The 25,689-nt window shown below is 66.3% G+C and carries 30 protein-coding genes; 13 read left to right on the plus strand and 17 right to left on the minus strand.

What is annotated here, in order from left to right; translation table 11 throughout:
- Window positions 1-4 precede the first annotated feature (4 nt).
- Window positions 5-1,870 carry a TonB-dependent receptor domain-containing protein gene (locus tag ACVWZ5_RS17190; RefSeq protein WP_096049243.1) on the plus strand — a complete coding sequence of 622 codons (1,866 nt, stop codon included), beginning with the start codon at window positions 5-7 and terminating at the stop codon, window positions 1,868-1,870.
- Here the strand turns inward: ACVWZ5_RS17190 and ACVWZ5_RS17195 are convergent.
- From ACVWZ5_RS17195 to nrdR, 12 genes are all read right to left on the minus strand, one after another.
- Entirely contained in the window at window positions 1,848-2,660 is an 813-nt protein-coding gene (locus ACVWZ5_RS17195; protein WP_096049242.1) for a cobalamin-binding protein, read from the minus strand. The genes ACVWZ5_RS17190 and ACVWZ5_RS17195 overlap by 23 nt on opposite strands.
- A complete protein-coding gene (locus tag ACVWZ5_RS17200) occupies window positions 2,660-3,079 on the minus strand; it encodes a hypothetical protein (RefSeq protein ID WP_062575335.1) in 420 nt (139 codons plus the stop codon). The genes ACVWZ5_RS17195 and ACVWZ5_RS17200 overlap by 1 nt, the downstream gene beginning before the upstream one ends.
- Window positions 3,076-3,693 (minus strand): GTP cyclohydrolase II, encoded by a 618-nt coding sequence (ribA, locus tag ACVWZ5_RS17205; protein WP_023631163.1) that lies wholly within the window; start codon window positions 3,691-3,693, stop codon window positions 3,076-3,078. The genes ACVWZ5_RS17200 and ribA overlap by 4 nt, the downstream gene beginning before the upstream one ends.
- Before the next feature lie 144 nt (window positions 3,694-3,837).
- Window positions 3,838-4,575 carry a substrate-binding periplasmic protein gene (locus tag ACVWZ5_RS17210; RefSeq protein WP_062575336.1) on the minus strand — a complete coding sequence of 246 codons (738 nt, stop codon included), beginning with the start codon at window positions 4,573-4,575 and terminating at the stop codon, window positions 3,838-3,840.
- Between the two features lie 16 nt (window positions 4,576-4,591).
- On the minus strand, window positions 4,592-5,095 hold the full coding sequence (locus ACVWZ5_RS17215; protein WP_023632630.1) for a phosphatidylglycerophosphatase A family protein: 504 nt from the start codon (window positions 5,093-5,095) through the stop codon (window positions 4,592-4,594).
- A complete protein-coding gene (gene thiL / locus ACVWZ5_RS17220; RefSeq protein ID WP_062575337.1) occupies window positions 5,092-6,048 on the minus strand; it encodes a thiamine-phosphate kinase in 957 nt (318 codons plus the stop codon). The genes ACVWZ5_RS17215 and thiL overlap by 4 nt, the downstream gene beginning before the upstream one ends.
- A gap of 18 nt (window positions 6,049-6,066) precedes the next feature.
- Window positions 6,067-6,567, minus strand: a complete 501-nt coding sequence (gene nusB / locus ACVWZ5_RS17225; RefSeq protein WP_062575338.1) for a transcription antitermination factor NusB — start codon at window positions 6,565-6,567, stop codon at window positions 6,067-6,069.
- Window positions 6,564-7,040 carry a 6,7-dimethyl-8-ribityllumazine synthase gene (gene ribH / locus ACVWZ5_RS17230; protein WP_003255395.1) on the minus strand — a complete coding sequence of 159 codons (477 nt, stop codon included), beginning with the start codon at window positions 7,038-7,040 and terminating at the stop codon, window positions 6,564-6,566. The genes nusB and ribH overlap by 4 nt, the downstream gene beginning before the upstream one ends.
- A 91-nt stretch (window positions 7,041-7,131) precedes the next feature.
- Window positions 7,132-8,223 (minus strand): bifunctional 3,4-dihydroxy-2-butanone-4-phosphate synthase/GTP cyclohydrolase II, encoded by a 1,092-nt coding sequence (gene ribBA / locus ACVWZ5_RS17235; protein WP_062575339.1) that lies wholly within the window; start codon window positions 8,221-8,223, stop codon window positions 7,132-7,134.
- Between the two features lie 18 nt (window positions 8,224-8,241).
- The gene (locus tag ACVWZ5_RS17240; protein ID WP_028690276.1) at window positions 8,242-8,907 is read right to left on the minus strand and encodes a riboflavin synthase; all 666 of its coding nucleotides are present in this window, start codon (window positions 8,905-8,907) and stop codon (window positions 8,242-8,244) included.
- Between the two features lie 41 nt (window positions 8,908-8,948).
- Entirely contained in the window at window positions 8,949-10,076 is a 1,128-nt protein-coding gene (gene ribD / locus ACVWZ5_RS17245; RefSeq protein ID WP_062575340.1) for a bifunctional diaminohydroxyphosphoribosylaminopyrimidine deaminase/5-amino-6-(5-phosphoribosylamino)uracil reductase RibD, read from the minus strand.
- A gap of 2 nt (window positions 10,077-10,078) precedes the next feature.
- On the minus strand, window positions 10,079-10,543 hold the full coding sequence (gene nrdR, locus ACVWZ5_RS17250; protein ID WP_009685710.1) for a transcriptional regulator NrdR: 465 nt from the start codon (window positions 10,541-10,543) through the stop codon (window positions 10,079-10,081).
- A 105-nt stretch (window positions 10,544-10,648) separates the two neighbouring features.
- On the opposite strand from nrdR, the gene ACVWZ5_RS17255 reads away from it, so the two are divergent.
- The 3 genes from ACVWZ5_RS17255 to trxA are packed head-to-tail and all read left to right on the plus strand — an operon-like array spanning window position 10,649 to window position 12,665.
- The gene (locus ACVWZ5_RS17255) at window positions 10,649-11,101 is read left to right on the plus strand and encodes a YbaY family lipoprotein (protein ID WP_028690274.1); all 453 of its coding nucleotides are present in this window, start codon (window positions 10,649-10,651) and stop codon (window positions 11,099-11,101) included.
- Window positions 11,102-11,761, plus strand: coding sequence for a class I SAM-dependent methyltransferase (locus tag ACVWZ5_RS17260; protein ID WP_457340753.1), 660 nt, complete (start codon window positions 11,102-11,104; stop codon window positions 11,759-11,761).
- A 31-nt stretch (window positions 11,762-11,792) separates the two neighbouring features.
- Window positions 11,793-12,665, plus strand: a complete 873-nt coding sequence (trxA, locus tag ACVWZ5_RS17265) for a thioredoxin (RefSeq protein WP_096049237.1) — start codon at window positions 11,793-11,795, stop codon at window positions 12,663-12,665.
- 26 nt (window positions 12,666-12,691) lie between these two features.
- Here the strand turns inward: trxA and ACVWZ5_RS17270 are convergent, their stop codons facing one another.
- The gene (locus ACVWZ5_RS17270) at window positions 12,692-13,036 is read right to left on the minus strand and encodes a hypothetical protein (RefSeq protein ID WP_062575343.1); all 345 of its coding nucleotides are present in this window, start codon (window positions 13,034-13,036) and stop codon (window positions 12,692-12,694) included.
- A 135-nt stretch (window positions 13,037-13,171) separates the two neighbouring features.
- On the opposite strand from ACVWZ5_RS17270, the gene ACVWZ5_RS17275 reads away from it, so the two are divergent.
- The 5 genes from ACVWZ5_RS17275 (at window position 13,172) to ACVWZ5_RS17295 (ending at window position 17,101) form a co-directional block, all read left to right on the plus strand.
- Complete coding sequence (locus ACVWZ5_RS17275) at window positions 13,172-13,747, plus strand: DUF2796 domain-containing protein (protein ID WP_062575344.1); 576 nt, start codon at window positions 13,172-13,174, stop codon at window positions 13,745-13,747.
- Window positions 13,748-14,458: an ABC transporter ATP-binding protein gene (locus ACVWZ5_RS17280; protein ID WP_062575345.1), complete on the plus strand. Its 711-nt coding sequence runs from the start codon at window positions 13,748-13,750 to the stop codon at window positions 14,456-14,458. It abuts the gene before it with no gap.
- Complete coding sequence (locus ACVWZ5_RS17285) at window positions 14,458-15,723, plus strand: ABC transporter permease (protein WP_457340754.1); 1,266 nt, start codon at window positions 14,458-14,460, stop codon at window positions 15,721-15,723. Before ACVWZ5_RS17280 ends, ACVWZ5_RS17285 begins: the two co-directional genes overlap by 1 nt.
- A gap of 99 nt (window positions 15,724-15,822) precedes the next feature.
- Window positions 15,823-16,308: a DUF3299 domain-containing protein gene (locus tag ACVWZ5_RS17290; protein ID WP_036985990.1), complete on the plus strand. Its 486-nt coding sequence runs from the start codon at window positions 15,823-15,825 to the stop codon at window positions 16,306-16,308.
- 109 nt (window positions 16,309-16,417) lie between these two features.
- The gene (locus ACVWZ5_RS17295; RefSeq protein WP_028690266.1) at window positions 16,418-17,101 is read left to right on the plus strand and encodes an OmpW/AlkL family protein; all 684 of its coding nucleotides are present in this window, start codon (window positions 16,418-16,420) and stop codon (window positions 17,099-17,101) included.
- On the opposite strand, the gene ACVWZ5_RS17300 is transcribed toward ACVWZ5_RS17295, so the two are convergent.
- Window positions 17,089-18,309, minus strand: a complete 1,221-nt coding sequence (locus ACVWZ5_RS17300; RefSeq protein WP_258800544.1) for an MFS transporter — start codon at window positions 18,307-18,309, stop codon at window positions 17,089-17,091. The two genes, ACVWZ5_RS17295 and ACVWZ5_RS17300, sit on opposite strands and share 13 nt — an antisense overlap.
- Before the next feature lie 104 nt (window positions 18,310-18,413).
- On the opposite strand from ACVWZ5_RS17300, the gene ACVWZ5_RS17305 reads away from it, so the two are divergent.
- A complete protein-coding gene (locus ACVWZ5_RS17305; RefSeq protein ID WP_062575347.1) occupies window positions 18,414-18,854 on the plus strand; it encodes a winged helix-turn-helix transcriptional regulator in 441 nt (146 codons plus the stop codon).
- Between the two features lie 74 nt (window positions 18,855-18,928).
- Here the strand turns inward: ACVWZ5_RS17305 and ACVWZ5_RS17310 are convergent, their stop codons facing one another.
- The gene (locus tag ACVWZ5_RS17310) at window positions 18,929-19,861 is read right to left on the minus strand and encodes an NAD-dependent epimerase/dehydratase family protein (protein ID WP_028690263.1); all 933 of its coding nucleotides are present in this window, start codon (window positions 19,859-19,861) and stop codon (window positions 18,929-18,931) included.
- Window positions 19,854-20,738, minus strand: a complete 885-nt coding sequence (locus ACVWZ5_RS17315) for a sugar nucleotide-binding protein (RefSeq protein ID WP_062575348.1) — start codon at window positions 20,736-20,738, stop codon at window positions 19,854-19,856. Before ACVWZ5_RS17315 ends, ACVWZ5_RS17310 begins: the two co-directional genes overlap by 8 nt.
- A gap of 182 nt (window positions 20,739-20,920) precedes the next feature.
- Between ACVWZ5_RS17315 and ACVWZ5_RS17320 the strand changes: the two genes are divergently transcribed.
- Complete coding sequence (locus ACVWZ5_RS17320; RefSeq protein ID WP_301142250.1) at window positions 20,921-21,760, plus strand: alpha/beta hydrolase; 840 nt, start codon at window positions 20,921-20,923, stop codon at window positions 21,758-21,760.
- Window positions 21,761-21,909: 149 nt separating this feature from the next.
- Here the strand turns inward: ACVWZ5_RS17320 and ACVWZ5_RS17325 are convergent, their stop codons facing one another.
- Window positions 21,910-22,722, minus strand: a complete 813-nt coding sequence (locus ACVWZ5_RS17325; protein WP_062361865.1) for a helix-turn-helix domain-containing protein — start codon at window positions 22,720-22,722, stop codon at window positions 21,910-21,912.
- 181 nt (window positions 22,723-22,903) lie between these two features.
- Between ACVWZ5_RS17325 and ACVWZ5_RS17330 the strand changes: the two genes are divergently transcribed.
- On the plus strand, window positions 22,904-24,346 hold the full coding sequence (locus ACVWZ5_RS17330) for an alanine/glycine:cation symporter family protein (RefSeq protein WP_280070973.1): 1,443 nt from the start codon (window positions 22,904-22,906) through the stop codon (window positions 24,344-24,346).
- A 75-nt stretch (window positions 24,347-24,421) separates the two neighbouring features.
- Window positions 24,422-25,411: an asparaginase gene (locus tag ACVWZ5_RS17335; protein ID WP_062575351.1), complete on the plus strand. Its 990-nt coding sequence runs from the start codon at window positions 24,422-24,424 to the stop codon at window positions 25,409-25,411.
- Window positions 25,412-25,689: the final 278 nt, after the last annotated feature.

Genomic DNA, 25,689 nt, shown 5'->3' on the forward strand with positions numbered 1-25,689 from the left:
CGCAATGGAACTGCCCATGAAGATCCGCGCCTTCTTCCTGCTCTGCCTCCCCGCCGCCGCCCTGGCCGCCGAACCCTCCCGCGATGACGCCCTGAAGCTTCCCGACGTGCTGATCAGCGCCAGCCGCCAGGTCGAGTCACGCGCCGCCACCAGCGCCGCCAACACAGTGTTCACCCGTGCCGATATCGACCGCCTGCAGCCGAGCGGTGTCACCGACCTGCTCGCCCGTGTCCCCGGCGTGCAGGTTGCGCCCACCGGCGGTCGCGGCAGCCTGCCCGGCATCTTCATCCGCGGCACCAAGGCTGCCCAGACCCTGGTGCTGGTCGACGGCGTGCGCATCGCCAACGCCACCTCTGGCGACAGTGGCCTGCAGTTTCTCGACGTCGACCAGATCGAACGTGTGGAAGTGCTGCGCGGCTCGCGCTCGGCGGTCTACGGCAGCGACGCCATTGGCGGGGTGATCCAGATCTTCACCCGTCGTGGCGGCGACCCGGGCCTGCAACCGCGCCTGCGCCTGGCCGCCGGCAGCAATCAGACCTGGCTACGCAGCCTGGGGCTGTCGGGCGGCGACGACGCAACACGTTTCAATCTCGGCGCCAGCCTGGACGAAACCGCCGGTATCGACTCGACCGGACCGTCGTATGCCAGCGATGGCGACCAGGACGCCTACCGCAACCGCTCGCTCAACCTGAGCCTGAGCCATGCCTTCAACGAGCGTTTCGAGGCGGGCCTGAATCTGCTCGATAACCGTGGGCGTCGTGAGTTCGACGAGCCTCGTGGCGGCAGCCCGCAGATGCCCTACTCGAACTTCGCCGTCAGCAGCCTGGGCAGCTACCTTGACGCCCAACTGGCCGAGCAGTGGCACTCCCGAGTGGAAGTGGCCCACAGTGAAAACCGCGATGACAGCCGCGACAAGCTCACGCACAAAAGCTCACCGTTCAACACCTACCGTGACCAGGTCACCTGGCAGAACGATCTGACGCTGAATGACTACAACAGCCTGTTGCTGGGTGGCGAGTGGTACGAAGACCGGGTACATGCGAGCACCGACTTCAACGAGGACAGCCGCTGGAACCGCGCAGCCTTCGCCCAGCACCGGTTCCAGGGCAATTACTTCTCGACCGAACTTGGCGTGCGCCATGACAAGAACCAGCAGTTCGGCGGCCAGACCACCTGGAGCGGCAGCCTGACGCTGCCGTTGAACGCCCGCAATGACCTGCTGCTGTCCTACAGCGAGGGGTTCCGTGCCCCTACATTCAACGACCTCTACTACCCCGGGTTCAGCAACCCAGACCTCAAGCCGGAGCACTCGAAGTCCTATGAAGTGCAATGGCGCAGCCAACTGACCGACAGCAGCCGCCTGGAAACCTCGCTCTATCGTACCGACTTGCGAGACGCCATCAGCTACGACGAAGCGGCCGATGCCATGCGCAACGTTGCCCAGGCCCGCATCAATGGCTTCGAGATGGCGCTGGACCAGCAATGGGGAGCCTGGACATCACAGTTAGGCTTGGCGTTGATCGACCCGCGCGACCAAAAGAACGGCCATACGCTCGCCCGGCGCGCCAGGCGTACCCTGAGCCTGGATATCGATCGTCAATTCGACCGCTTCAATGTCGGCGCCAGTTGGCAAGCCGTCAGCGGCAGCTACAACGACGAAACCAACGAAGCCCCCATCGGCGGTTACGGGCTGCTGGGCATTCGCGGTGGCTGGGCAGCCACCCGCGAACTGAAGGTCGACCTGAAGCTCGACAACCTGCTGGACAAGCGTTACAGCCGTACCCTGTACAACCATCAGGGGGCCGACTACGGCTACCGCGAAGAAGGCCGCACCTGGCTGCTGAGCCTTACCTGGACCCCGTCCCTCTAGCCTCCAACAGCGCGCACAGCCGGGCGGTGGCCTCGATCATCTGCCCGCTGGGCCGCTCCAGGCCCTTGTCCGGTACCACCAGCAAGCCTTCCTCCTGCACGGCGCTCATCTGCGGCCAGCGACGCCAGCTGGCCAGCTGCGCCGCGTCACCCGCCAGGATCACCTCGGGATCGCGCAGCAGCACCGACTCCACGCTGACCTGCGGCGCGGGCTGGGTCAGGTCGTCGAACACATTGCGCGCCCCGCAGACGCGCAAGGCATCGCTGACCACCTGGCGCCCGCCCAGGGTGTACAGCGGCTCGTCCCAGACCTGGTAGAACACCCGCAGCGGCGTGTCGCGCCGGTAGCGTTCGCGCAGCGCTTGTAGTCGCTCACGCAGGCCGGCGGCATAGGCATGGCCCTGCTCGTCCCGCCCAAGGCGCCGGGCAATGGCTTCGATCTGCTCGATCAACTGGTCGAGGTTGCCGGGCTCGCCACTGAATGTGGCGATACCCAGGCGCTTGAGCTGGTCGCGCTGGGCCGGCGCGACGCTGCCGGGCCAGAGCAGCAGCAGGTCAGGCTTTAGGCTGAGCAGACGCTCCATGTCCAGCTGGCCATGGCGCCCGACCGAGGGCAGGGCCTGAAGGCTCGGCGGACGCTCCCCCGCGTCCAGCAGGCCCACCAATAGGTCGCCGGCTTCCAGTTCGAGGACAATCTCGGTCATCGATGGCGCCAGGCTGACCACACGCGGTTCGGCATCGGCCAAGGTGCCGAGGCACAGCAATGCGAGGAAGGCGAGGGACGCCCGCATCAGCCGAGCTGGCGCGGGATACGGTAGAGATACAGCACCACCACGGTGGACAGGGCGAGAAGGATCTGCGGCACCGCCTCCAGCCCGACCAGCACCGACAGCGCCGCGACCCAGGCCGGGAAGCAGGCGAACAGCATGGCCAGGCGCCTGACCCGCGCCAACTCGATCCAGGCAGCGGGTTCATCCGGCGTGCCCAGCTGCTTGTCGGTGGCGATCAACGCCCGCTTGTAGGCGCCGAAGCGCGGCAGGCTGAGGAACATGGTCGCAGCCCCGGCGATGAACAAGGGCATGGCCAGCACCGGGATCAGCGGCTCTCCTGCTCCGAACGCCCAGGCCATTATCGGCAACGGCAACAGGCCCACGGCCAGGTACTGCCACCAGGCCAGGGCCAGCCGCCGCTTCACCTCGCCGCGGGTCACGCCTGTGGCACCTCGCCCTGGTGCTTGTTGCCCATCATGTGGCCAAGCTTGTCGGCCTTGGTGGCCAGGTACAGGCGGTTGTGCGGGTTGTGACCGGTATGCAGCGGTACGCGCTCGGCGACCTTGATGCTCATGTCGGTCAGCGCCTTGACCTTGCGCGGGTTGTTGGTCATCAGACGCAGCGACTTCACACCCAGGTGCTCGAGCATCGGCAGGCACATGGCGTAGTCGCGCTGGTCGGCGGCGAAGCCCAGGCGCTCGTTGGCCTCCACGGTGTCGGCGCCGCCGTCCTGCAGTTCGTAGGCGCGGATCTTGTTCAGCAGGCCGATGCCACGGCCCTCCTGGCGCAGGTACAGCAGCACGCCACGGCCTTCGCGGGCGATGGCCTGCAGCGCGGCTTCGAGTTGCGAGCCGCAGTCGCAGCGCTGGCTGAACAGCGCATCGCCGGTCAGGCACTCGGAATGCAGGCGCCCCAGCACCGGCTCGCCGTCCGCGATGTCACCCAGGCTGAGCACCACGTGCTCGCGGCCAGTGGCTTCGTCGAGGAAGCCATGCATGGTGAAGGTCGCAAAGGGAGTCGGGAGTTTAGAGGCGGCAACAAAGACGACGGGCACGTTGTGCTCCTGGGTAGTAGGATTTTTCAGATCGGCCGATTGTATCAGCAGCCCGGCGCAGGTGCGCAGGAGGAATAGGGTGGCTTAAGATCGAAAAGTTCGATGCTTATGGTGTTGCTGACGCCTGCTCTCACACCCCGCTACTCAGTGAGGCTGACTATCGCTGGTAAACGGATACGGCTGCTTCCAACGCTCGAAGATCGGCTTCAGCTCGCCACTACGGACCAGTTGCGCCATGCGCCGGTCGAACAGGTCACGCAGGGCCTCGCCCTGGGCACTGCGGGTGAAGGCCAGGTACAGCGGCAGCTCGGCGACGTGGGTGCTGCGAAAACGCTGGGGCTCGGGCGCCTGTCCGAGCACATATTCGACCTCGGTCTGCGCATCGACGTAGAAATCCACCCGGTCATGCTCAAGCATGGGCAGGATCCCTTCGCGGCGCTGGACCTCGCGGAAATTGTGCACGTTCGGCAGGTAGCTGGCGTAGTCATAACCACGCACCCAGGCCAGGCGATACTGGCCGATGGTCTCCAGTGTCGGCTGCGGCTTGCCGGCCAGGCCCAGGGCATAGATATGGTCCATGTCGAAATGCCAGCGCGGATAGAGATTGTCGTCGTTCTCTTCCTTGTAGGAGCCGACCCAGGCATCGGCCTCGCCCCGCTTCACCAAGCCGACCGAGCGGCTGTATGGCGCGCTCAGCACCTGGACCTTGACGCCGGCCGGCTCGAACACCTTGCGCAGCACGTCCCAGGCCAGCCCGCTGCCATCGGCGTTGGTGTAGTCGAGCCACTCCTCGCTGACCAGGCGCACCTGCTGCTCCTGGGCCATGACACCGGGTGCCGCCCAGAGCAGCACCCACGCCAGCAACACACTCCTCACGGCCATCGCAACGCTCCCTGTATCAGGCCACCGCCCACACCAGAACCTGCATGCCCAGCCAGGCAAACACGCCGGCCAGGATATCGTCGAGCATGATCCCGAACCCACCATGCACATGGCGGTCGACCCAGCGGATCGGCCACGGCTTGAGGATGTCGAAGAAGCGGAACATCAGGAACCCCGCCAGCAGCCACTGCCAGCCTTCCGGCACCAGCCACAGGGTGATCCACATGCCGACGATCTCGTCCCAGACAATGCCCTCGTGATCGTGCACGCGCAAGTCGTTGGCCACCTTGCCGCACAGCCACACGCCGAACAGCATGCTGATACCCAGCAGCAACCAGTAGCCCCAGTCGGGCAGCATCTGCCACAGCGGGATGAACGGCAGCGCCACCAGCGACCCCCAGGTCCCGGGGGCCTTGGGCAGGGTGCCGGAGCCGAAGCCGAAGGCGATGAAGTGCCACGGGTTGCGCCAGACCGAAGGCGGAACGAACTCCGCAGGCACCTGGTTGGGGTGGTCGGTCACGGTGTCTCCCTGAAATGTTGATAGCCCCGCTGCACGGGGGTGATGTCCTGGCCCTGCGGGTCAAGCAGGGTCACGCCCTGGCCTTGCAGCACACGGCCGATGACGTGAACCTCGCGGGCCAGGGAGTTCAGTGCGATTTCCGGCAAGGTGAAGGCCAGCACGTAGTCGTCGCCACCGGTGAGCGCCGCCTGCACTGCCGCCTCGTGCCCGAGGAAAGCCTGTAAAGGAGCAGACACGGGGACCTGCGCCAGGTTCACCTCCAGCGCAACGCCGGACGCCTTGGCGATATGCCCGCAGTCGGCCAGCAGGCCGTCGGAGATATCCAGTGCCGCCGTGGCCAGGCCGCGCAGGCGCTCGCCCAGTTGCAGCTGGGGCAAAGGCGACCAGTAGTGCTCCAGCAGCGGACCGGCCACCTCGGCAGCCGCCTCGCGCTCGCCCAGCACCAGCGGCAAGGCCCCCGCTGCGTTGCCCAAAAAACCGCCGACGCACAGCAGGTCGCCCGGCTGCGCGCCGCTGCGGCGCAGGGCCTGGCCTGCCGGTACCCGGCCGAACACGGTCACGGTGATGCTCAGCGGCCCACGGGTGGTGTCACCGCCGATCAAGGTCATGCGGCAACGGTGGGCCATGCGGCCGAGGCCATCGGCGAAGGCTGCCAGCCAGTCCGGGCCGAATTCGGGCAGGGTCAGGGCGAGGGTGAAGCCGATGGGCGTGGCGCCCATGGCCGCCAGGTCGCTGGCCGCCACGGCGAGCGAACGCTGGCCCAGCAGCAGCGGATCGCAGACGGCGGGGAAATGCACACCGGCCACCAGCGTGTCGGTGGAGATCGCCAGCTGCTCGCCGGCGGGCAGGTCCAGCAGGGCACAGTCGTCGCCGATCCCCAGGGCCACGCACTCGCCGCCCTGCGCACAAGGCGCGGCGGCGAAGTAGTGACGGATCAGCTCGAACTCACCCATGGCTGGTCAGCGCCGCGATCAGCGCTTGTTCGCCTTGACTTCCGCCTCACGCAGACGCGGAGCCAGCTTGTCCAGCACGCCGTTGACGAACTTGTGGCCGTCGGTGGCGCCGAAGACTTTGGCCAGTTCCACGCCTTCGTTGATGACGACGCGGTACGGCACGTCGACGCGCATCATGAACTCCCAGGTGGACAGGCGCAGCACGGCCAGCTCGACCGGGTCGAGTTCTTCCAGCGGCGTGTCCAGGCAAGGCTTGAGCGCCTCGTCGATCTCGGCCTTCTTCGCCGGGACCCCGTGCAGGATCTCGCGGAAGTAGGCGCCGTCGACATCGGAGAAATCGTTATCGACCCGGAACTGCGCTTCCACTTCGTTCAGCGAGTGCTTGGCCATGTGCCACTGGTAGAGCGCTTGCGTGGCGAGCTTGCGGGCTTCGCGACGCTTGGCGCTCTTCGAGGGCTTGCCGGCATCCGCAGGTTTTGGATCGCGCGGGTTGAAACGATCGCTTTCGTCGCTAATCACTTGGCCTCCAACTGCGCCAGCAGACTGACCATTTCCAGGGCCGACAGGGCAGCTTCGGCACCTTTGTTGCCGGCCTTGGTGCCGGAACGCTCGATGGCCTGCTCGATGGAGTCGACGGTCAGGACGCCGAAGGCCACCGGAACACCGAACTCCATGGACACCTGGGCCAGGCCCTTGGTGCACTCGCCCGCCACGTATTCGAAGTGCGGGGTACCGCCACGGATCACCGCGCCCAGGGCAATGATCGCGTCATAAGCACCCTGCTGGGCGACTTTCTGCGCTACCAGCGGGATTTCGAACGCGCCCGGGGCACGGATGATGGTGATGTCGCTTTCGCTGACGCCGTGGCGTACCAGGGCATCGACTGCACCGCTTACCAGGCTTTCGACGACGAAGCTGTTGAAGCGGCCAACCACCAAAGCATAGCGACCTTTGGGGGCGATGAAGGTACCTTCGATGGTCTTCAGGGTCATTCCGGAGTTCTCATCTTCAAGAGCGAGGCCGCGCTGTGGCGGCCTCGGGAGGGTTTTGACTCGAGTCTATGGGCGATCAGGCCGCCTCAAGTCACTCGGAGGGCACGTATTCTACAACTTCCAGATCGAATCCGGATATCGCATTGAACTTCATCGGCGAACTCATCAGGCGCATCTTGCGCACGCCGAGGTCGCGCAGGATCTGCGAACCGGCACCGACGGTGCTGTAGGTGGTCGGTGCCTTGGGCTGCGCATCGCCGGCGCTTTCGCGGATATGCGCCAGCAGCACGTCGCCGTCCAGCGGGTGGCCCAACAGCAGTACCACGCCGCTGCCGGCCTCGGCCACGGCGCTCATGGCCGCGCGCAGGCTCCAGCGGCCCGGCTGCTTGACCATCAGCAGGTCGCGCAGCGGGTCCATGTTGTGCACGCGCACCAGGGTCGGCTCTTCGGCGCAGATCTTGCCCAGGGTCAGGGCCATGTGCACGTCGCCTTCCACCGCGTCGCGGTAGGTGACCAGGTTGAACTGGCCCAGCTCGCTCTCGATCGGCTGCTCGGAAACGCGCTGCACGGTGCGTTCGTGGATCATGCGGTAGTGGATCAGGTCGGCGATGGTGCCGATCTTCAGGCCATGCTCGGCAGCGAACACCTCCAGTTCGGCGCGACGCGACATGGTGCCGTCGTCGTTCATCACCTCACAGATCACCCCGCTCGGCTCGAAACCGGCCATGCGCGCCAGGTCGCAAGCGGCCTCGGTGTGGCCGGCGCGAGCCAGGGTACCGCCGGGCTGGGCCATCAGCGGGAAGATGTGGCCGGGGCTGACGATGTCCTCGGCCTTGGCGTCCTTGGCGGCGGCGGCCTGCACGGTGCGGGCGCGGTCGGCGGCGGAGATGCCGGTGGTGACGCCTTCGGCGGCCTCGATCGACACGGTGAACTTGGTGCCGAAGCCCGAGCCGTTGCGCGGCGCCATCAGCGGCAGCTTCAGTGTTTCGCAGCGCTCGCGGGTCATCGGCATGCAGATCAGGCCACGGGCGTGCTTGGCCATGAAGTTGATGTGCTCGGGCAGGCAGCACTCGGCCGCCATGATGATGTCGCCTTCGTTCTCGCGGTCTTCGTCATCCATGAGGATGACCATTTTGCCCTGGCGGATGTCTTCGACCAGTTCTTCGATGCTGTTGAGCGCCACGCGGCACCCCCTTCTCAATCAGGATTTCAAGAAGCCGTTGGCGGCCAGGAAGCTTTCGGTGATGCCACTGCCCTTGCTCGGCTCGGCGGCCTTGTCGCCCAGCAGCAGACGCTCCAGGTAACGGGCCAGCAGGTCGACCTCAAGGTTCACCCGACGCCCTGCGCGGTAGTCGGCCATGATGGTTTCGGACAGGGTGTGCGGGACGATGGTCAGCTCGAACTCGGCGCCATCGACTTCGTTGACCGTCAGGCTGGTGCCGTCGACGGTGATCGAGCCCTTGTGGGCGATGTACTTGGCCAGCTCCTTGGGCGCGCGCACGCGGAACTGGATGGCGCGGGCGTTATCGGCACGCGAGACGATCTCGCCGACACCGTCGACGTGGCCGCTGACCAGGTGGCCACCCAGGCGGGTGGTGGGGGTCAGGGCCTTTTCCAGGTTGACCCGGCTGCCGCTCTTGAGATCGACCATGGCGGTGCGCTTGAGGGTCTCGACGCTGACGTCGGCCCAGAAGCCGTCGCCGGGCAGTTCGACGGCGGTCAGGCACACGCCGTTGACCGCGATGCTGTCGCCCAACTTGACGTCGCCCAGGTCGAGCTTGCCGGTCTCTACGTAGACGCGCACGTCACCGCCCTTGGGGGTGAGGCTGCGGATGGTGCCGATGGATTCGATGATGCCGGTGAACATGGTGTTCTCCTAGATACGGGCTGCGCGAGGCAAGCCAGGCATTATACGCCGGGGGGCGGCAGGGGGATGGCAGTGACTCGCCAGTCATCGCCGACCGCGCGCATTTCGGTGATCTTCAGCCGCGGCGCCTGGCTCATTTTCGACAGCGGCCAGTCCAGCAACGGGCGGGCGTCGGAGCCGAGGAAGGTGCCGGCGACGAACAGCTGGTACTCGTCGACCAGGCCCTGTCGGGCGAAGGCGCCGACCAGGCCGGCGCCAGCCTCCAGCAGGATTTCGTTGACCCCGCGCCCGGCCAGGGTGCGCAGCAGTGCCGGCAGGTCGACGCGACCCTCGCTGCCGGGCAGATTGATCAGTTCATGACCGGCGGCCGCATAGCGCGGGTCTTCACCGGCGGCGGTCACCACCAGCGCCGGGCCGGCCTGGAAGAAGGGCGCGTCCAGTGGCAAGCGCAGGCGTCCGTCGACCAGCACGCGCAACGGCGGGCGCGACAGGGCCAGGGCGGTGAGCGCGTCATCCAGGCCCAGTTCGTCGCCGCGCACGGTCATGCGGGCATTGTCGAACAGCACGCTTTCGGCGCTGGTCAACACCACACTGGAGCGGGCGCGCAGGCGCTGCACCGCGGCACGCGCCGCAGGGCCGGTGATCCATTGGCTTTCGCCGCTGGCCATGGCGGTGCGGCCGTCCAGGCTCATCGCCAGCTTGGCGCGCACGAACGGCAGGCCCTGCTCCATGCGCTTGAGGAACCCCGGGTTGAGCGCCCGGGCCTCGGCCTCGAGCACGCCGCTGGCGACTTCGATACCGGCCTCGCGCAGGCGCTGCAAGCCGTTGCCGGCCACTTGCGGATTGGGGTCCTGCATGGCCGCCACCACCCGCGCCACCCCGGCCTTGACCAGCGCCTCGGCGCACGGCGGCGTGCGGCCATGGTGGCTGCAGGGCTCGAGGGTGACGTAGGCACAGGCGCCGCGGGCGCGCTCGCCGGCCTGGCGCAGGGCATGGACCTCGGCGTGCGGCTCGCCGGCACGCACATGCCAGCCTTCGCCGACCACCTCGCCGTCACGCACGATCACGCAACCCACGCGGGGGTTGGGATGGGTGCTGTACAGGCCCTTGCGGGCCAGTTCCACGGCGCGGGCCATGTAGTGGGCGTCGAGAATGGCTTGGCTGGACATGCTTACTCTTTAGCCGGCTCGCGGGCCAGGCGGTCGATTTCTTCGCGGAATTCGTCGAGGTCCTGGAACCGCCGGTAGACCGAGGCGAAACGGATGTAGGCCACCTCGTCGAGCTTGCGCAGCTCGGCCATCACCATCTCACCGACCACCAGCGACTTCACTTCGCGCTCGCCGGTGGCACGCAGGCGGCTCTTGATATGCGCCAGCGCCGCTTCCAGGCGCTCGACGCTGACCGGGCGCTTCTCCAGCGCGCGCTGCATGCCGGCGCGCAGCTTGTCTTCGTCGAAGGGCTGGCGCGTGCCGTCCTGCTTGATCAGCCGGGGCAGGACCAGCTCGGCGGTTTCAAAGGTAGTGAAGCGCTCGCCGCAGGCGACGCATTCGCGCCGGCGACGCACCTGTTCGCCCTCGGCGACCAGACGCGAGTCGATGACCTTGGTGTCGTTGGCACCGCAAAACGGACAGTGCATGGTGGCAGGCAACAAAAAAAGGGAGGGCCATGGTAGCGCATTGCACTGGCAAGACAAGCCAAAGGGTTTACCATCCATGCAAATCTGCCCGTGAAGGACTACCCCATGCACCCTCGAGCGCTCGTCGTGCTGTGTTGCGCCGCCCTGCTCGCCGCCTGCGGCAGCGACCGCCCCAAGCCGGAACAGGCCCCGGCCCCGGTGCCGGCCAAGGTGGCGAAGAAAACCGAACCCCTGGGCCCGCTGCCGGCCTACCAGCGCGAGCTGAGCGGCACCCTGCTGGAAATCCCGGCGGGCGCCGACGTGGAGCTGGCCCTGCTGGTGATCGACGAGCGCGGCCGGCCACAGCAACTGCTGGCCAGCAGCACCCTGAGCGGCACCGGCCAGGCCCTGCCCTACCGCCTGCGCTTCAACCCCGAAGCCTTCCCCGCCGGTGCCCGGGTCGAACTGCGCGGCCGCGCCAGCCGCTCCGGCCAGCTGATCCTGCACCTGCCGCCGGTGCGCATTGCCCAGGCCCAGACCCAGGCCACCGGCCCGCTGCGTTTCGAAAAGGCACCCTAGATGGCCCCGGCAATCCTGCAACAGGCCCTGAGCGGCCTGATCGGCGAAGCGCGCCTGATCGTCAGCGAGCTGCCTGGGTGCGACCTGAAGCTCTGGTTGATCGACGACCAGAACATGGACCGCGAGTTCACCCGCGAGGAAACCCGGCGCATTCTCGAGGAGCCGCCCTACTGGAGCTTCTGCTGGGCCAGCGGTCTGGCCATGGCGCGCTACCTGGCCGAGCGCCCGCAGTGGGTGCGCGGCAAGCGCGTGCTGGATTTCGGCGCCGGTTCCGGCATCGCCGGGATCGCCGCCGCCCGGGCCGGCGCGCTGGAGGTGGTGGCCTGCGACCTCGACCCGCTGGCCCTGGACGCCTGCCGTGCCAACGCCGCGCTGAACGGTGTGACGCTGAGCTACAGCAGCGACTTCTTCGCAGAGGCCAACCGCTTCGACCTGATCCTGGTCGCCGATGTGCTCTACGACCGCGCCAACCTGCCGCTGCTGGACGAATTCCTCAGCCGTGGTCGCCAGGCGCTGGTGGCCGATTCGCGGGTGCGCGATTTCAGCCACCCGCTGTACCGCCCGCTCGGGGTGCTCGAGGCGCTGACCCTGCCTGATCTGGCCGAGCCGCACGAATTCCGCCGGGTCAGCCTGTACCACGCCAGCCGCGAGCCCTTATAGTGGAGGCATTCACGGATTTGCGAGAGTCACGATGAGCCAGGAAACACCCTTTATCTTCGATGCCACCGATGCCACCTTCCAGCAACTGGTCATCGAGAACTCCTTCCACAAGCCGGTGCTGGTCGACTTCTGGGCCGAGTGGTGCGCGCCGTGCAAGGCGCTGATGCCGCTGCTGGCGAAGATCGCCGAGGGCTACCAGGGCGAACTGCTGCTGGCCAAGATCAACTGCGACGTCGAGCAACAGGTCGTCGCCCAGTTCGGCATCCGCAGCCTGCCGACCGTGGTGCTGTTCAAGGACGGCCAGCCGGTCGACGGTTTCGCCGGCGCCCAGCCCGAGTCAGCCATCCGCGCCATGCTCGAACCCCATGTGCAGATGCCCGCGCCGCCCGCCGCCGCGCCGCTGGAGCAGGCCAAGGCACTGTTCGCCGAGAGCCGCTTCAGCGAAGCCGAAGCCCTGCTGCAGGTGCTGCTGGGTGAAGACAACAGCAATGCCGAGGCACTGATCCTCTACGCCCGCTGCCTGGCCGAGCGCGGTGAACTGGGCGAGGCCCAAGTGGTGCTCGACGCGGTCAAGACCGACGAGCACAAGGCCGCCCTGGCCGGCGCCAAGGCCCAGCTGACCTTCCTGCGCCAGGCCGCCAGCCTGCCGGAAGCCGCCGAGCTGAAGAGCCGTCTGGCGCAGAATCCGCAGGACGACGAGGCGGCCTACCAGCTGTGCATCCAGCAGTTGGCGCGCCAGCAGTACGAAGCCGCGATGGATGGGCTGCTGAAGCTGTTCCAGCGCAACCGCGCCTACGAGAACGGCTTGCCGCAGAAGGCGCTGCTGCAGGTGTTCGAACTGCTGGGCAACGCTCACCCGCTGGTCAGTCTGTATCGCCGCAAGCTGTCCGCTGCGCTGTTCTGAGGCTGTTGGGGCTGCTTTGCAGCCCCTCACCCCACCCAGCGATAAACCGGCGCATCCACGCCGCTTTCCACCTTCACCTCACTGCTGTGGCGCAAGCGCACCAGCAGCCGCTTGCCCGCCGCCACGCTCCCGGCCAGCCCCTCCAGGCGCTCCAGCAGCGCCGGCCCGCTCATCTGCCCCGCCTGGCGCAGCACGTCACGCGCCGCTGCCCATTGTCCGTCATCCTGCCGAGGTGCCGGGCTGGTGGTGACCGGCACCGCCTCGACAGACGCCGGCACTTCCAGTCGACGCCCCAGCTGCGCCCACTCCTCCGGCGCCAGCTCAATGGTCAGGTCCACCGGCCATTCACCGATCTGTCCACGAATTCTCACAATAGGTACCCTGCCTCCAGTCTCGATGTCGCCATGCTCCCACGAACATGAAACCTGTGCCAGGCAGGCTGGCGTGGCCAAGAAAAATTGTTATAACATCACATAATCTTTTCCAAACCGCCTGTGGAGCCGTCCATGCGTCGTCTGTTGCTCGCCCTGCCCTTCGCCCTGCTGCCCCTGGCCGTGGCCCATGCCCACGACGACCACGATCATGACCACGCCCATGGCTCCCTCGGTGCCCACGAGCATGGCGTGGCCAAGCTCAACGCGGTGCTCGACGGCAACACCCTCGAGCTGGAACTGGACAGCCCGGCGATGAACATTGTCGGCTTCGAGCACGTGGCCAGCAACGATGCCGACAAGGCCAAGGTCGCCGCTGCCCGCCAGCAGCTCGAACAGCCCCTGAAACTGTTCGGCGTTGCCCCGGCCGCCGGCTGCAAGGAAGACGCCCAGGAGCTGGAAAGCCCGCTGTTCGGCGACGCCGCCCAGGCCGACGAGGATGGTGACAGCCATGAGCACGGTCACGCCCACGCCGACGTCAACGCCCATTATCAATTGACCTGTACCACCCCGGGCAAACTCGCTCAGATCGACCTCGGCCCGCTGTTCAAGACCTTCCCGCAGACCCAGAAGATCAACGTGCAACTGATCGGCCCCAACGGCCAGAAAGGCATCGAGGCCACCCCCGCCAAGGCCGTGGTCGCGTTCTGAATGAACCAGCCGCTGATCGAACTGCATGACCTGGTGTTCGCCTGGCCCGGCCAGGCGCCGCTGCTGGAAATCCCTGCATTTCGCCTGGAGCCCGGCGAGGCGCTGTTCCTCAAGGGCCCCAGCGGCAGCGGCAAGACCACCCTGCTCGGCCTGCTGGGAGGGGTCAACCGCCCCGGACAAGGCAGCATCCGCCTGCTTGGCCAGGACCTTGCGGCCCTGGGCCAGGGTGCCCGCGACCGTTTCCGGGTCGATCACACCGGCTACATCTTCCAGCAGTTCAACCTCCTGCCGTTCCTGTCGGTGCGGGAGAATGTCGAACTGCCCTGCCGCTTCTCGAAAAGCCGCGCGGCCCGCGCCGCCCAGCGCCATGGCAGCATCGACCAGGCCGCAGCCCAACTGCTCGCCCATCTGGGCCTGGACGACCCGGCGCTGCTCGCCCGCCGCGCCGACAGCCTGTCGATCGGCCAGCAGCAGCGGGTTGCCGCGGCCCGGGCGCTGATCGGCCAGCCCGAGCTGGTGATTGCCGACGAGCCCACCTCGGCCCTCGACGCCGACACCCGCGAGGCCTTCATCCGCCTGCTGTTCGACGAATGCCGCGACGCGGGTGCCAGCCTGCTGTTCGTCAGCCATGACCAGAGCCTGGCGCCGCTGTTCGACCGGCACCTGTCCCTGGCCGAGCTCAACCGCGCCGCCAAGCCCCGGGAGGCCTGATGTACCTGCTTCGCCTTGCCCTGGCCAGCCTGGCCAACCGCCGCTTCACCGCCCTGCTCACCGCGTTCGCCATCGCCCTGTCGGTGTGCCTGCTGCTGGCCGTCGAGCGGGTGCGCACCGAGGCCCGCGCCAGCTTCGCCAGCACCATCAGCGGCACCGACCTGATCGTCGGCGCCCGCTCGGGGTCGGTGAACCTGCTGCTGTACTCGGTGTTTCGCATCGGTAACGCCACCAACAACATCCGCTGGGACAGCTACCAGCACTACGCCAGCGACCCGCGGGTGAAATGGGCGATCCCCATCTCCCTGGGCGACTCGCACCGTGGCTACCGGGTGATGGGCACCACCACCGACTATTTCAGCCACTACCAGTTCGGCCGCCGTCAGCACCTGGCACTCGACCAGGGCCGGGCGTTCGCCGACGATCCGTTCGAGGTGGTGCTCGGCGCCGAAGTGGCCCAGGCGCTGCACTACAAGCTCGGCGACAAGCTGGTCCTGGCGCATGGTGTAGCCGCCATCAGCCTGGTCAAGCACGACGACAAGCCGTTCACCGTGGTCGGCGTGCTCGAGCGCACCGGCACCCCGGTGGACCGTACCCTGCACATCAGCCTGGCCGGCATGGAGGCGATCCACATCGACTGGCACAACGGCGTGCCGGCCCGTGGCGCCGGGCGCATCAGCGCCGAGCAGGCCCGCACCATGGGCCTGCAGCCTGCGGCCATCACCGCGTTCATGCTCGGGCTCAACAGCAAGATCGCTACGTTCAGCCTGCAGCGCGAGATCAACGAATACCGCGCCGAACCGCTGCTGGCGATCCTGCCCGGCGTGGCCCTGCAGGAGCTGTGGAGCCTGATGGGCACGGCGGAGCAGGCCTTGTTCGTGGTGTCGCTGTTCGTTGTGCTCACCGGCCTGATCGGCATGCTCACGGCCATTCTCACCAGCCTCAACGAGCGCCGCCGGGAAATGGCCATCCTGCGATCGGTGGGTGCCCGTCCCTGGCATATCGCCGGATTGCTGGTGCTCGAGGCGCTGGCCTTGGCGCTGGCAGGCATCGCCGCCGGGCTGGGGTTGCTGTACGCAGGCATAGCCCTGGCCCAGGGCTATGTGCAAGCCAACTATGGGCTATACCTGCCACTGGCCTGGCCGAGCGCCCACGAGTGGACGTTGCTGGCCATCATCCTCGGCGCGGCGCTGCTGATGGGTAGCGTGCCGGCCTGGCGCGCCTATCGGCAGTCGTTGGCCGATGGCTTGTCGATCCACCTTTAAGAGACAGACATGATCCTAGACTTCACCACCCTCTTCGCGGGTAAACCCGCGAAGAGGGCAACACCGATCATTCAGTATCTGCTGCTCACGATCCTGCTGATGACTTCGCTGCCCCTCTGGGCCGCCGACCCGCGCGAACTGGACTGGCCCGCCCTGATCCCCGAGGGCGCGCCGGTCATCCCGCCACAACTGACGCCCCTGCACGATCTGTCGCAGATCAGCGACGCGCTGTCCGCCGAGGCCGCCCCCGCCGCCCGCCAGCAGGCGCCCAACGCGCCGGTGGTGAAAGCCCTGGACGGCCAGCAGGTGAAGATTCCCGGCTACATAGTGCCGCTGGAAGTCAGCGACGAAGGCCGCACCACCGAGTTCCTCCTGGTGCCCTACTACGGCGCCTGCATCCATGTGCCGCCACCGCCGTCGAACCAGATCGTGCATATCTTCAGCGAGATGGGCGTGCGCATCGAAGACCTGTACCAACCGTACTGGATCGAGGGCACGATGCAGGTCAAGGCCAGCAGCAGCGAACTGGCGGACGCCGGTTACCAGATGGAAGCAGAGAAAATCTACGCTTATGAGCTGAAGTGAGCACTGCGTCACCCCGATAGCACGGCTTCTTTGAGCTGGGTCAAACTTTCTGTTTAGTCAGCTTCGTACCATTGGACTACTCGATTACTCACGTCCTCTGGGAGCTTCCATGAACAAGTCCTTGCTCGGTGCCTCGCTCGTCGCGTTGGCGCTTGCAGCCCCTGTCGCCCACGCCCACCAGGCGGGGGATTTCATCCTCCGCGCCGGCGCCATCACCACCGCGCCCAACGAGAACAGCGGCGACATCAAGCTCGACGGCGCCAAGGTCTCGGGCACCAAGGCGACTCTGGACAGCGACACCCAGCTGGGCCTGGCCTTCGCCTACATGCTCACCGACCACATCGGTCTCGAGCTGCTGGCCGCTACCCCGTTCCAGCACAAAGTCGGCGTCAAGGGCCTCGGCCCTGGCCTGGACGGCAAGCTGGCCGACATCAAGCAACTGCCGCCGACCCTGTCGCTGCAGTACTACCCGATGGCGCCGTCCTCGAAGTTCCAGCCATACGCCGGCGTGGGCATCAACTACACGATGTTCTTCGATGAAGACCTGACCAGCGACCGCAAGGCCCAGGGCTTCAGCAACATGAAGCTGAAGGACTCGGTCGGTATCGCCGGCCAGTTGGGCATGGACTACATGCTCACCGACAACCTGCTGCTCAACGCCGCGGTCTGGTACGTCGACATCGACACCAAGGCCAGCATCGACGGCCCGAGCGCCCTGGGCGTCGGCAAGACCAAGGTCGACGTCGATGTCGATCCGTGGGTCTACATGGTCGGTATCGGCTACAAGTTCTGATCCGCAGGCGCGCCTGCTCCCTCTGGAGCGGGCGCGCCACGCATCGTCTCGACACTCCAGAGATACCCCCAATAGCCCCAGGCCAGCGCGCTTGTCCCCGCCCCCACCCCGCACACAGCCACCCAGCCCCACTGTCCGTAAACCCAGGTCGCCACGACCGCCCCCACCCCGCTGCCGAGCGAATAGCAGCACATGTACGCGCCGATCAGCCGGCTGGCCATCTCGCCGCGCCCCGCCAGCAGCAGGCTCTGGTTGGTCACATGCACTGCCTGTACGGCCAGGTCCAGCATCAGTATCCCGATTACCAGCGCCAGCAATGACTGCTCGAGGCAGGCGATGGGTAGCCACGACAGGGTCAGCAGACCCAATGCCCAGCCAGTCACCCGCCGTCCATGCCCCAGATCGGCCAGACGCCCGGCACGCGCTGCCGCCAGTGCCCCCACTACGCCGGCCAGTCCGAACAGTCCGACTTGCGTGTGATCCAGCGCCAGTGGCGCGGCGCTCAAGGGCAGCACCATCGCGCTCCACAGCACACTGAACGCCGCGAACACCAGCACCGCGAACAGGCCGCGCTGGCGCAGCAGCCGGTCATGTCGATACAGCCGCAGCACCGATGCCAGCAGCGCCCGATAGCGCTGCCCCGGCCCCTGCGGCCTGGCAGCGGGCAAGCGCCAGGCGAGCAGCCCCGCCATCGCCAGCGCAAGCACTGCCGCCACGCCATACACACCCTGCCAGCCGAGCAGGTCGGCCACTGCGCCCGATACCAAGCGCGCCGAGAGGATGCCCAGCACCACGCCGCTGGTCACCGTGCCCACCGCCTGCCCTTGTTCGGCGGGCGTGGCCAATGTGGCGGCATGCGCCACCATCACCTGCACCACCACCGCAGCCAGGCCGACCAGGGCCATTGCGGCCAGCAGCACGGCCCAGTCCACGGCAAAGGCTACGGCCAGCAAGGCGCCGGACGAGACCAGCAATTGGCCGAGGATCAGCTGCTTGCGATCAAGCAGATCCCCCAGCGGCACGATCAGCAGCAACCCCAAGGCATAGCCGGCCTGGGTCATCCCCACTATCAGGCCGGCGCGGGCGCTGTTCACCCCAAGGCTCGCCGCCATCGACTCCAGTAGCGGTTGGGCGAGATACACCGTGGCCACGGCCAGTGCGCATGCGGCTGCCAGCAACAACGTCAATCCACGGGTGAGCGTCGACATCGAAGACTCCCTTGCAATTCTGGTTTCAATTTAAAACCACATAACTGGCCTTTTAACAAAAGTGGTTTTATTATGCAACCAGTTAGACACCCAAGGATCGCGCCATGCTCGACGAGAACAACCAGCAATGCCCCGTGGCCCGCGCCCTGGAGGTGCTCGGCGACCGCTGGGCGCTGATGATCCTGCGCGATGCCTTTGACGGCCTGCGCCGCTTCAGCGAATTGCAGAAGAACCTGGGGCTGGCGAAGAACATCCTCGCTTCGCGCTTGAAGCTGCTGGTGGAGGCGGAACTGCTGGTGCAGCAGCCGGCCTCGGATGGCAGTGCCTACAAGGAATATGTGCTGACCGAGCGGGGGCGCTCGGTGTTTCCGATCGTGATCGGCTTGCGTCAGTGGGGGGAGCGCTACCTGTTCACGGCGGGGGAGTCACGTTCGCAACTGGTCGATGATCGTGGCCAAGGGCTGGAGACGCTGCAGGTGCGGGCCCGGGATGGGCGAGAGGTGCGGCCGGAGGATTGCCGGCGGCGGGTGGTCCGGCATTCGTGATGTCATCGCGGGGCAAGCCCGCTCCCACCAGCCCCCATGGCGGCGTGGGAGTGGGCTTGCCCCGCGATGGGGATTCAGACCTTGCCGAGCAACCGCGCCAGCCCCTCGACGAACGGCGTGGGCTCAGGGAACGCGAAACGCGCCAGCAAGCGCGAATTGTCCGCCCGCGAATGGCGGATATCGCCCGAGCGGGCCTGACCGTAGCTGACCGCCGGCAAACCGCCCACCACCTGCTCCAGTGCCTTGAGCAACTGGTTCAGCGAAGTCGCCTGGTTCAGGCCGATATTCACCGCGCCCTCTTCCACCACCGGCTGTTCAAGCGCCTGCACCATCACCTGGACCAGATCGCCGACGAACAGGAAGTCGCGGGTCTGCTCGCCATCACCGAACACGGTGATCGGCGTACCCTGGGTGGCGCGCTCGCAGAAGATGCTGATTACCCCCGAATACGGCGAGGAAGGATCCTGGCGCGGCCCGAAAATATTGAAGAAGCGGAACACCACCGGCTCCAGCCCATGCTGGCGGCGGTAGAAGTCCAGGTACTGCTCGCTGGCCAGCTTGTCCACCGCATAGGGAGTCAACGGTGCCTTGGGCGTGTCCTCGGCAATCGACTGGCCTTCGCCATTGTTGCCGTACACTGCCGCGCTGGAGGCGAACAGCACGCGACGGATGCCGTTCAAGCGCATCGCCTCGCAGACATTGAGCGTGCCGATGAAGTTGCTCTGGTGAGTCTTCACCGGGTTTTCCACCGAGGCCTGCACCGAGGCTACCGCAGCCAGGTGCACTACCGCCTGGCAACCAGTGGCGGCACGGGCCACCAGGGCGGCGTCGGCGACATCGCCTTCGAGCAGTTCAAGGCGCGGATGGCCGAGCTGCAGGTTGCTGCGCTTGCCGGTCGACAGGTCGTCGAGGATACGCACCGCGTAGCCTTTCTCCAGCAACGCATCGCACAGGTGGGAGCCAATGAAGCCGGCACCGCCGGTGATCAGGATGGGGGCGTCAGCCATGTCGGTAGAATCGGTCCAGTAGGGGCGGCAAGCCGGCGCGCCAGGCGCGGGGCTTGATGCCGAAGGTGTGAAGGATCTTCTTGCAGGCCAGCACCGCGTGCTGTGGCTCCTCGCTGGCATCCGGGCGGGCGGCGTGGGCCTGGGCGGTCGGCGCCTGCACGGCCAGCTTGCGCCACTGGGTGGCCTCGGTGAGGATCGCCTGGCCGAGCACCAGCGGCGTGGTGGCCTCGTTGCCAGCATAGTGGTAGGTGCCCCACAGCGGCGCCTGGCAATCGAGCTGCTTGAGCACCGAGAGGATCACCCGAGCGGCGTCGTCCACCGGCGTCGGGTTGCCGCGGCGGTCATCGGCCAGCAGCAATTCCTGGGGCTGTTCGGCGCGGGTCAGGAAGCGCCCGAGCGCGCCGTCGATGCTCTCGTCCAGCAGCCAGCCGAAGCGCAGCAGCACATGCTGCGGGCAGATGGCGCGCACGCTCTGCTCGATGCGCCAGAGCGCCTGGCCGCGCAGGCCGAGCGGCACCGGCTCGTCCTTCTCGCTGTAGGCGGTGGCGCGCGAGCCATCGAACACACGGTAGCTGGACGGTTGCACAAGGATCATCTCGTGGTGCTGGCACAGTTCGGCGAGCCGCTCCACCGCCCGCTCCTGCTGGGCCAGGCGTTGCTCGCTGACGGACTCGGCCTGGAACCAGTCGAAATAATAGGCCAGGTTGACCACGGCGTGCGGACGTTGCTCGTCGAGCAACAGGGTCAGGCTGGCCGGATCCCAGCCGTTTTCCGGCGGGCGAGGCGCCAGGAAGGCGATATCTTCCTCGGCCCCAAGACGAATCAGCGCTTGCCCGAGGGCATTGCCACCACCCAACAGCATCAGGCGCATACGCATAGAGTCAACAGGTCCGGTCTGGTCGATGGAGGAAAGGGGTTCATTTTGCTGTTTCCGACAGGGGAAGTCCAACCCAGGCAAGGCCTGGCGCGCGCCGCGTGGCGATTGGCACCGGCCGGGGCGGTATTCCGCCTTTGCCGACAGCTACTTATACTGCGCCAGGCCTGTTCAAGGAGATCAACATGGATGCCGAACTGAACACTGCACAGCGCGCCAGATGGCAATTCGACGAGCCCGCACCCGGCCCGGAGCGGTTCATCTACGAGGATTTTGCCGACTATCGCCAGCAGGCACGCCTGCTGCTGCCAGACGCCGAGCGTGCCCCCACGGTGTTCGTGGTCGGCGGCGCACGCTCCGACTTCACCCGCCTCAACCCGTTGCTCTACCGCCTCCAGCAGCAGGGCATCGGCTCGTTGACCGGCAACCTGTCCGGCCACAGCCTGGCCAGCGAACCAGGGGCCAAGGACGCCTCGTTGGACATCAACCTGCAGGAGGCCCTGCGCTTTCACCGGCATCTGGACACGCGCAGCGACACCTTGGTCGGCCACAGCCTGGGCGCGTCCATAGCCCTGAAGCTGGCCGCCCAGCGTCCCAGCGTGCGCAAGCTGGTGCTGATCTGCCCGGCGGTCTACCCCGACGCGGCCCATGCCGCGCCCTTCGGGCCGGCCTTCAGCGAGGCCATCCGCAAGCCTTATGCCTTCCTCGACTGCGACAGCTACGCCTTCCTGCGCCAGTTCCAGGGCCGGGTGCTGCTGGTGATCGGCGAATACGACGGGCTCAACTCCAGGGTCCACGGCCAGGGGCCCGGCACCTCGGCCGGTACCCGGCGGCTGGCGGGCGTCGAGCGCTACAGCCCGATTCCCGAGGAGGTCACCCACGCGTTGCTGCGCTCGGTGCCGGCGCCCCATGTGGAATGCCTGATGCTCACCGACTGCGACCACGGCATCGCCGCGCACCTGCGTGCCCGGCCGGAGGTCGCGGACCAGGTGGCCGATGCGGTGGCGGCGTTCATTCTCGATTGAAGTGGGTCGAAGACTGCTGTACTTGCGTGGGAGCGGGCTTGCCCCGCGATGGCGTCCGATCGGGCGCCATCGTTGGTCGTGCTGACGCCATCGCGGGGCAAGCCCGTTCCCACGCATCATTGCGCAATAAATGCGACATCAATGATGACTCACTCGATCTCGAACAACCCGTTGCTGACCATCCCCGCGCTCAGCCGATCACGGATGTCGTCATCGATGCGCGGATCGTCCGGGCGGTACAGCTTGATCTGCCGGTAGGCGTTGATGCGGTTGATCTCCTCGCCCAGGTATTCCCACACCACCCGGGTGCACGCCGGATTGCGCCGGTCACCGCTGGAAACCCCGGTCTTGAGGCCGTTCAGGCGGCTGATGCGGCTCTTGAAGCTGGGGATGAGAATCGTCTGGCTCATCTCGTTGAAGGTCAGCGACTCGTAGTCGATCAGGAACATCCGGTCCTGCAGCTGGAACGCCGCGCCCAGGTAGCGGCAACGCACCTCGGCGTGCTGGTCGAGGCCACTGCTGCGCTCCTGGCGTTCCTGGCGCTCGAACAAAAAGCTGCCGCGCTCCTCCCACAGATGCACCAGCGATACCAGGATCGAGCCCGGCACCGACATGCAGTTGGAATATTCGAAGTAGTAGCCGCAATAGCGCGACAGGTTGCCGGCTTCTTTATGCAGCGGCTTGAACAGTTCGCTGATCGGGTCGTCCTGAGGACCGACACGCTGTTCCTGGGTGCGTGCGCCGATCAAGCGGGCGAACTGTTCGGCCGGCAGACCCAGCTCGTAATCCTCGACGCCGAAGAAATCGCCGATGCGTTTGAGGTTGTAAGCCGTCGGACGGCTCTGACCGCTCAGGTACTTGTTGAACTGCGCGCGATTGATCGACAGCTGCCGGCAAACCTCGGAGATAGAGCGGTAGTGGCTACAGGCCAATTTGAGGTTGATAGCGAAATGATCGCCCATGATGCGCAGGTCCGGATGATGCGAGTGACGCCATTCTAGCATCAAGTCGCACCAAAACGGAGCAACCCGCGAAATTGTAACCACAGTTGTCATAGCCAACCATGCGCCCCCAATGAAAAGCGGTGCGCCTGCCGCCCGCTGGTCTTTCCACGCGAAGAATAAGAATCGAGGTCATTTCCCAATGCTCGAAGCACTCAACGATTTCCTCTCGGGGAAACTGCTCATCGTGCTGATCGTCGGACTCGGCGGTTACTTCACCATCCGCTCGCGGTTCGTCCAGTTCCGCCATTTCGGCCACATGTTCGGTGTCTTCAAGGAATCCCTTCGCGGCCAGGCAGGCCAACTGAGCTCGTTCCAGGCCCTGATGCTGAGCCTGGCCGGGCGCGTCGGCGCCGGTAACATCGCCGGTGTCGGTATCGCCGTGACCCTCGGTGGCCCGGGCGCCGTGTTCTGGATGTGGGTCACCGCACTGGTGGGCATGTCCAGCAGCTTCTTCGAATGCACCCTGGCCCAGGTCTACAAGCGCGCCGATGGCGACGGCCTGTACCGCGGCGGGCCGGCGTACTACATCCAGCACGGCCTGAAGCTGAAAAGCATGGCGATCGTGTTCTCGATCCTGCTGCTGGTCACCTACGGCTTCGCCTTCATCGGCCTGCAGTCGTACACCGTGACCCACTCGCTGCAGAACGCCTTTGCCTTCGATCCGAAACACACCGGTATCGTCCTGGCAGCCCTGCTGGCCCTGACCTTCATCGGCGGTATCAAGCGCATCGCCGCAGTGTCCGACCTGCTGGTACCGGTCAAGACCCTGGCCTACATCGGCGTGACCCTGTACGTGATCGGCACCCAGATCGAACACGTCCCGGCCATGCTGGAAACCATCTTCAAGAGCGCCTTCGGCCTCGACCCTGCGTTCGCTGGCCTGCTCGGCAGCGCCATCGTCATGGGCGTGAAGCGTGGCGTGTTCGCCAACGAAGCAGGCCTGGGCAGCGCGCCGAACGTCGCCGCCGTGGCCGCCGTGAAGCACCCGGGCGCCCAAGGCGTGGTCCAGGCCTTCAGCGTGTTCCTCGACACCTTCGTGATCTGCACCTGCACCGCACTGCTGATCCTGCTGTCGGGTTTCTACACTCCGGGCTTCGAAGGTGACGGCATCGTCCTGACCCAGAACTCGCTGGCCGCCGTGGTCGGTGACTGGGGCCGCATCTTCGTCAGCGTCGCGCTGTCGCTGTTCGTCTTCACCTGCATTCTCTACAACTACTACCTGGGCGAGAACAGCCTGCAGTTCCTCAGCCGCAACCGCTCCGTGCTGATGACCTTCCGCGGCCTGGTGCTGGCGCTGGTGGTGTGGGGTTCGACGCAGGACCTGTCGACCGTGTTCGCCTTCGCCGACATCACCATGACCTGCCTGGCCTTCGTCAACCTGATCGCCCTGGCCATGCTGTTCAAGGTCGGCCTGCGCGTCATGCGCGACTACGACGCACAGCGCAAGGCCGGCATCAAGCAGCCGGTGTTCGACTCCAGCAAGTTCACCGACCTGGACCTGGACCGTGCCGCCTGGCCGGCCAATCCGCAGGCTGAAACAGCCCCTGACAAAGCTGCCGTTCAGGCGCACGCTCAGCGCTGATATTCTCCCCTGCCCCAGCCGCCCCGTTCGTGGGCGGCTGCCTCTTCCTTCGCTACATCGCTACGGAAAATTCCCATGCGTGCAGTCAAGAATCTTCTCGTCCTTTACACCGGTGGCACCATCGGCATGCTGCAGACCGCCGAAGGCCTCGCGCCGGCCGGTGGCTTCGAAGCGCGCATGCGTGACCACTTCGCCAACTGCGGCGATGCGCCGAAGGTGCACTGGTCGCTGTGTGAGCTGAACCCGCTGATTGACAGCGCCAACATGCAACAGGCCAACTGGCTGGCGATGCGCGACGCCATCGTCGAGGCGGTCGAGCGTGACGGCCACGACGGCGTGCTGGTGCTGCATGGCACCGATACCCTGGCCTACAGCGCCGCGGCCCTGTCGTTCCTGTTGCTGGGCCTGCCAGCACCAGTGCTGTTGACCGGTTCCATGCTACCGGCCGGCGCGCCGGACAGCGATGCCTGGGCCAACCTTGTCGGAGCCCTGAACCTGTTCGAAAACGGCCTGGAGGACGGCGTGCAGCTGTACTTCCACGGTCAGCTGCTGCACGGCTGCCGCGCTTCGAAGCTGCGCAGCGAGGCGTTCGACGCCTTTACCGTGTTGCCCCGCCATCGCGAGGGCGAACACACTTCTGAGCTGCCGACCCGCCTGGACTACCGTCAGCCACGCCAGCCGGTCAAGCTGGCGGTCATGCCGGTGTTCCCTGGCCTTGCCGCCGAACATCTGCGTGGCCTGTTCGATAGCGGTATCCAGGGACTGGTGCTGGAGTGCTACGGCAGTGGCACCGGGCCGTCCGACGACCAGGCGCTGCTCGACGTCCTGCATGACGCCCGCCAGGGTGGGGTGATGATCGTTGCCATCAGCCAGTGTCCGGAAGGTTCGGTGGTATTCGACACCTATGCCGCTGGCAGCCGCCTGCGTGACACCGGGCTGGTCAGTGGCGGTGGCATGACCCGCGAGGCCGCGCTGGGCAAGCTGTTTGCGCTGTTGGGCGCGGGGCTGGATGTACAGGCGGCGGAGCATTGGTTCGCGCTGGATCTTTGTGGTGAGCGCGCTTAAGCGTATTGATCTTCCGAACGCCATACGGGCTAGCTTTGGCTTTGGCTTTGGCTTTGGCTTTGGCTTTGGCTTTGGCTTTAGCTTTAGCTTTGGCGATCAGAAGATTAACACCACAGCCCACTAGCGACAGCTGCGTCAGCCCAGGCGCCGCCCGTACCTTCGCGACTTCAGGAGGCCGAACGTAGGCCTTGCGGAGGGAGGTGACGGGCATGGATGCCCGTCAAGCGCTGGGGCCCAGGATGGGCCCTGCAGCGCGGTCCTCCCGGGAGCAAGGCCGG

The sequence above is a fragment of the Pseudomonas sp. TE6283 genome, assembly GCF_054060555.1.

Bases quoted from the DNA above. Each gene is read 5' to 3' on its own strand.
- ACVWZ5_RS17320 (WP_301142250.1), top strand. From the start codon at position 20,921: ATGGATGCCGAACTGAACACTGCACAGCGCGCCAGATGGCAATTCGAC.
- thiL (WP_062575337.1), bottom strand. From the start codon at position 6,048: ATGGGTGAGTTCGAGCTGATCCGTCACTACTTCGCCGCCGCGCCTTGT.
- ACVWZ5_RS17305 (WP_062575347.1), top strand. From the start codon at position 18,414: ATGCTCGACGAGAACAACCAGCAATGCCCCGTGGCCCGCGCCCTGGAG.
- ACVWZ5_RS17210 (WP_062575336.1), bottom strand. From the start codon at position 4,575: ATGGCCGTGAGGAGTGTGTTGCTGGCGTGGGTGCTGCTCTGGGCGGCA.
- ACVWZ5_RS17260 (WP_457340753.1), top strand. From the start codon at position 11,102: ATGGCCCCGGCAATCCTGCAACAGGCCCTGAGCGGCCTGATCGGCGAA.
- ACVWZ5_RS17240 (WP_028690276.1), bottom strand. From the start codon at position 8,907: ATGTTCACCGGCATCATCGAATCCATCGGCACCATCCGCAGCCTCACC.
- ACVWZ5_RS17310 (WP_028690263.1), bottom strand. From the start codon at position 19,861: ATGGCTGACGCCCCCATCCTGATCACCGGCGGTGCCGGCTTCATTGGC.
- nrdR (WP_009685710.1), bottom strand. From the start codon at position 10,543: ATGCACTGTCCGTTTTGCGGTGCCAACGACACCAAGGTCATCGACTCG.
- trxA (WP_096049237.1), top strand. From the start codon at position 11,793: ATGAGCCAGGAAACACCCTTTATCTTCGATGCCACCGATGCCACCTTC.
- ACVWZ5_RS17315 (WP_062575348.1), bottom strand. From the start codon at position 20,738: ATGCGTATGCGCCTGATGCTGTTGGGTGGTGGCAATGCCCTCGGGCAA.
- ACVWZ5_RS17190 (WP_096049243.1), top strand. From the start codon at position 5: ATGGAACTGCCCATGAAGATCCGCGCCTTCTTCCTGCTCTGCCTCCCC.
- ACVWZ5_RS17255 (WP_028690274.1), top strand. From the start codon at position 10,649: ATGCACCCTCGAGCGCTCGTCGTGCTGTGTTGCGCCGCCCTGCTCGCC.
- ACVWZ5_RS17295 (WP_028690266.1), top strand. From the start codon at position 16,418: ATGAACAAGTCCTTGCTCGGTGCCTCGCTCGTCGCGTTGGCGCTTGCA.
- ACVWZ5_RS17195 (WP_096049242.1), bottom strand. From the start codon at position 2,660: ATGCGGGCGTCCCTCGCCTTCCTCGCATTGCTGTGCCTCGGCACCTTG.
- ACVWZ5_RS17290 (WP_036985990.1), top strand. From the start codon at position 15,823: ATGACTTCGCTGCCCCTCTGGGCCGCCGACCCGCGCGAACTGGACTGG.
- ACVWZ5_RS17325 (WP_062361865.1), bottom strand. From the start codon at position 22,722: ATGGGCGATCATTTCGCTATCAACCTCAAATTGGCCTGTAGCCACTAC.
- ACVWZ5_RS17335 (WP_062575351.1), top strand. From the start codon at position 24,422: ATGCGTGCAGTCAAGAATCTTCTCGTCCTTTACACCGGTGGCACCATC.
- ACVWZ5_RS17300 (WP_258800544.1), bottom strand. From the start codon at position 18,309: ATGTCGACGCTCACCCGTGGATTGACGTTGTTGCTGGCAGCCGCATGC.
- ACVWZ5_RS17275 (WP_062575344.1), top strand. From the start codon at position 13,172: ATGCGTCGTCTGTTGCTCGCCCTGCCCTTCGCCCTGCTGCCCCTGGCC.
- ACVWZ5_RS17330 (WP_280070973.1), top strand. From the start codon at position 22,904: ATGCTCGAAGCACTCAACGATTTCCTCTCGGGGAAACTGCTCATCGTG.
- ribD (WP_062575340.1), bottom strand. From the start codon at position 10,076: ATGTCCAGCCAAGCCATTCTCGACGCCCACTACATGGCCCGCGCCGTG.
- ACVWZ5_RS17280 (WP_062575345.1), top strand. From the start codon at position 13,748: ATGAACCAGCCGCTGATCGAACTGCATGACCTGGTGTTCGCCTGGCCC.
- ACVWZ5_RS17285 (WP_457340754.1), top strand. From the start codon at position 14,458: ATGTACCTGCTTCGCCTTGCCCTGGCCAGCCTGGCCAACCGCCGCTTC.
- ribH (WP_003255395.1), bottom strand. From the start codon at position 7,040: ATGACCCTGAAGACCATCGAAGGTACCTTCATCGCCCCCAAAGGTCGC.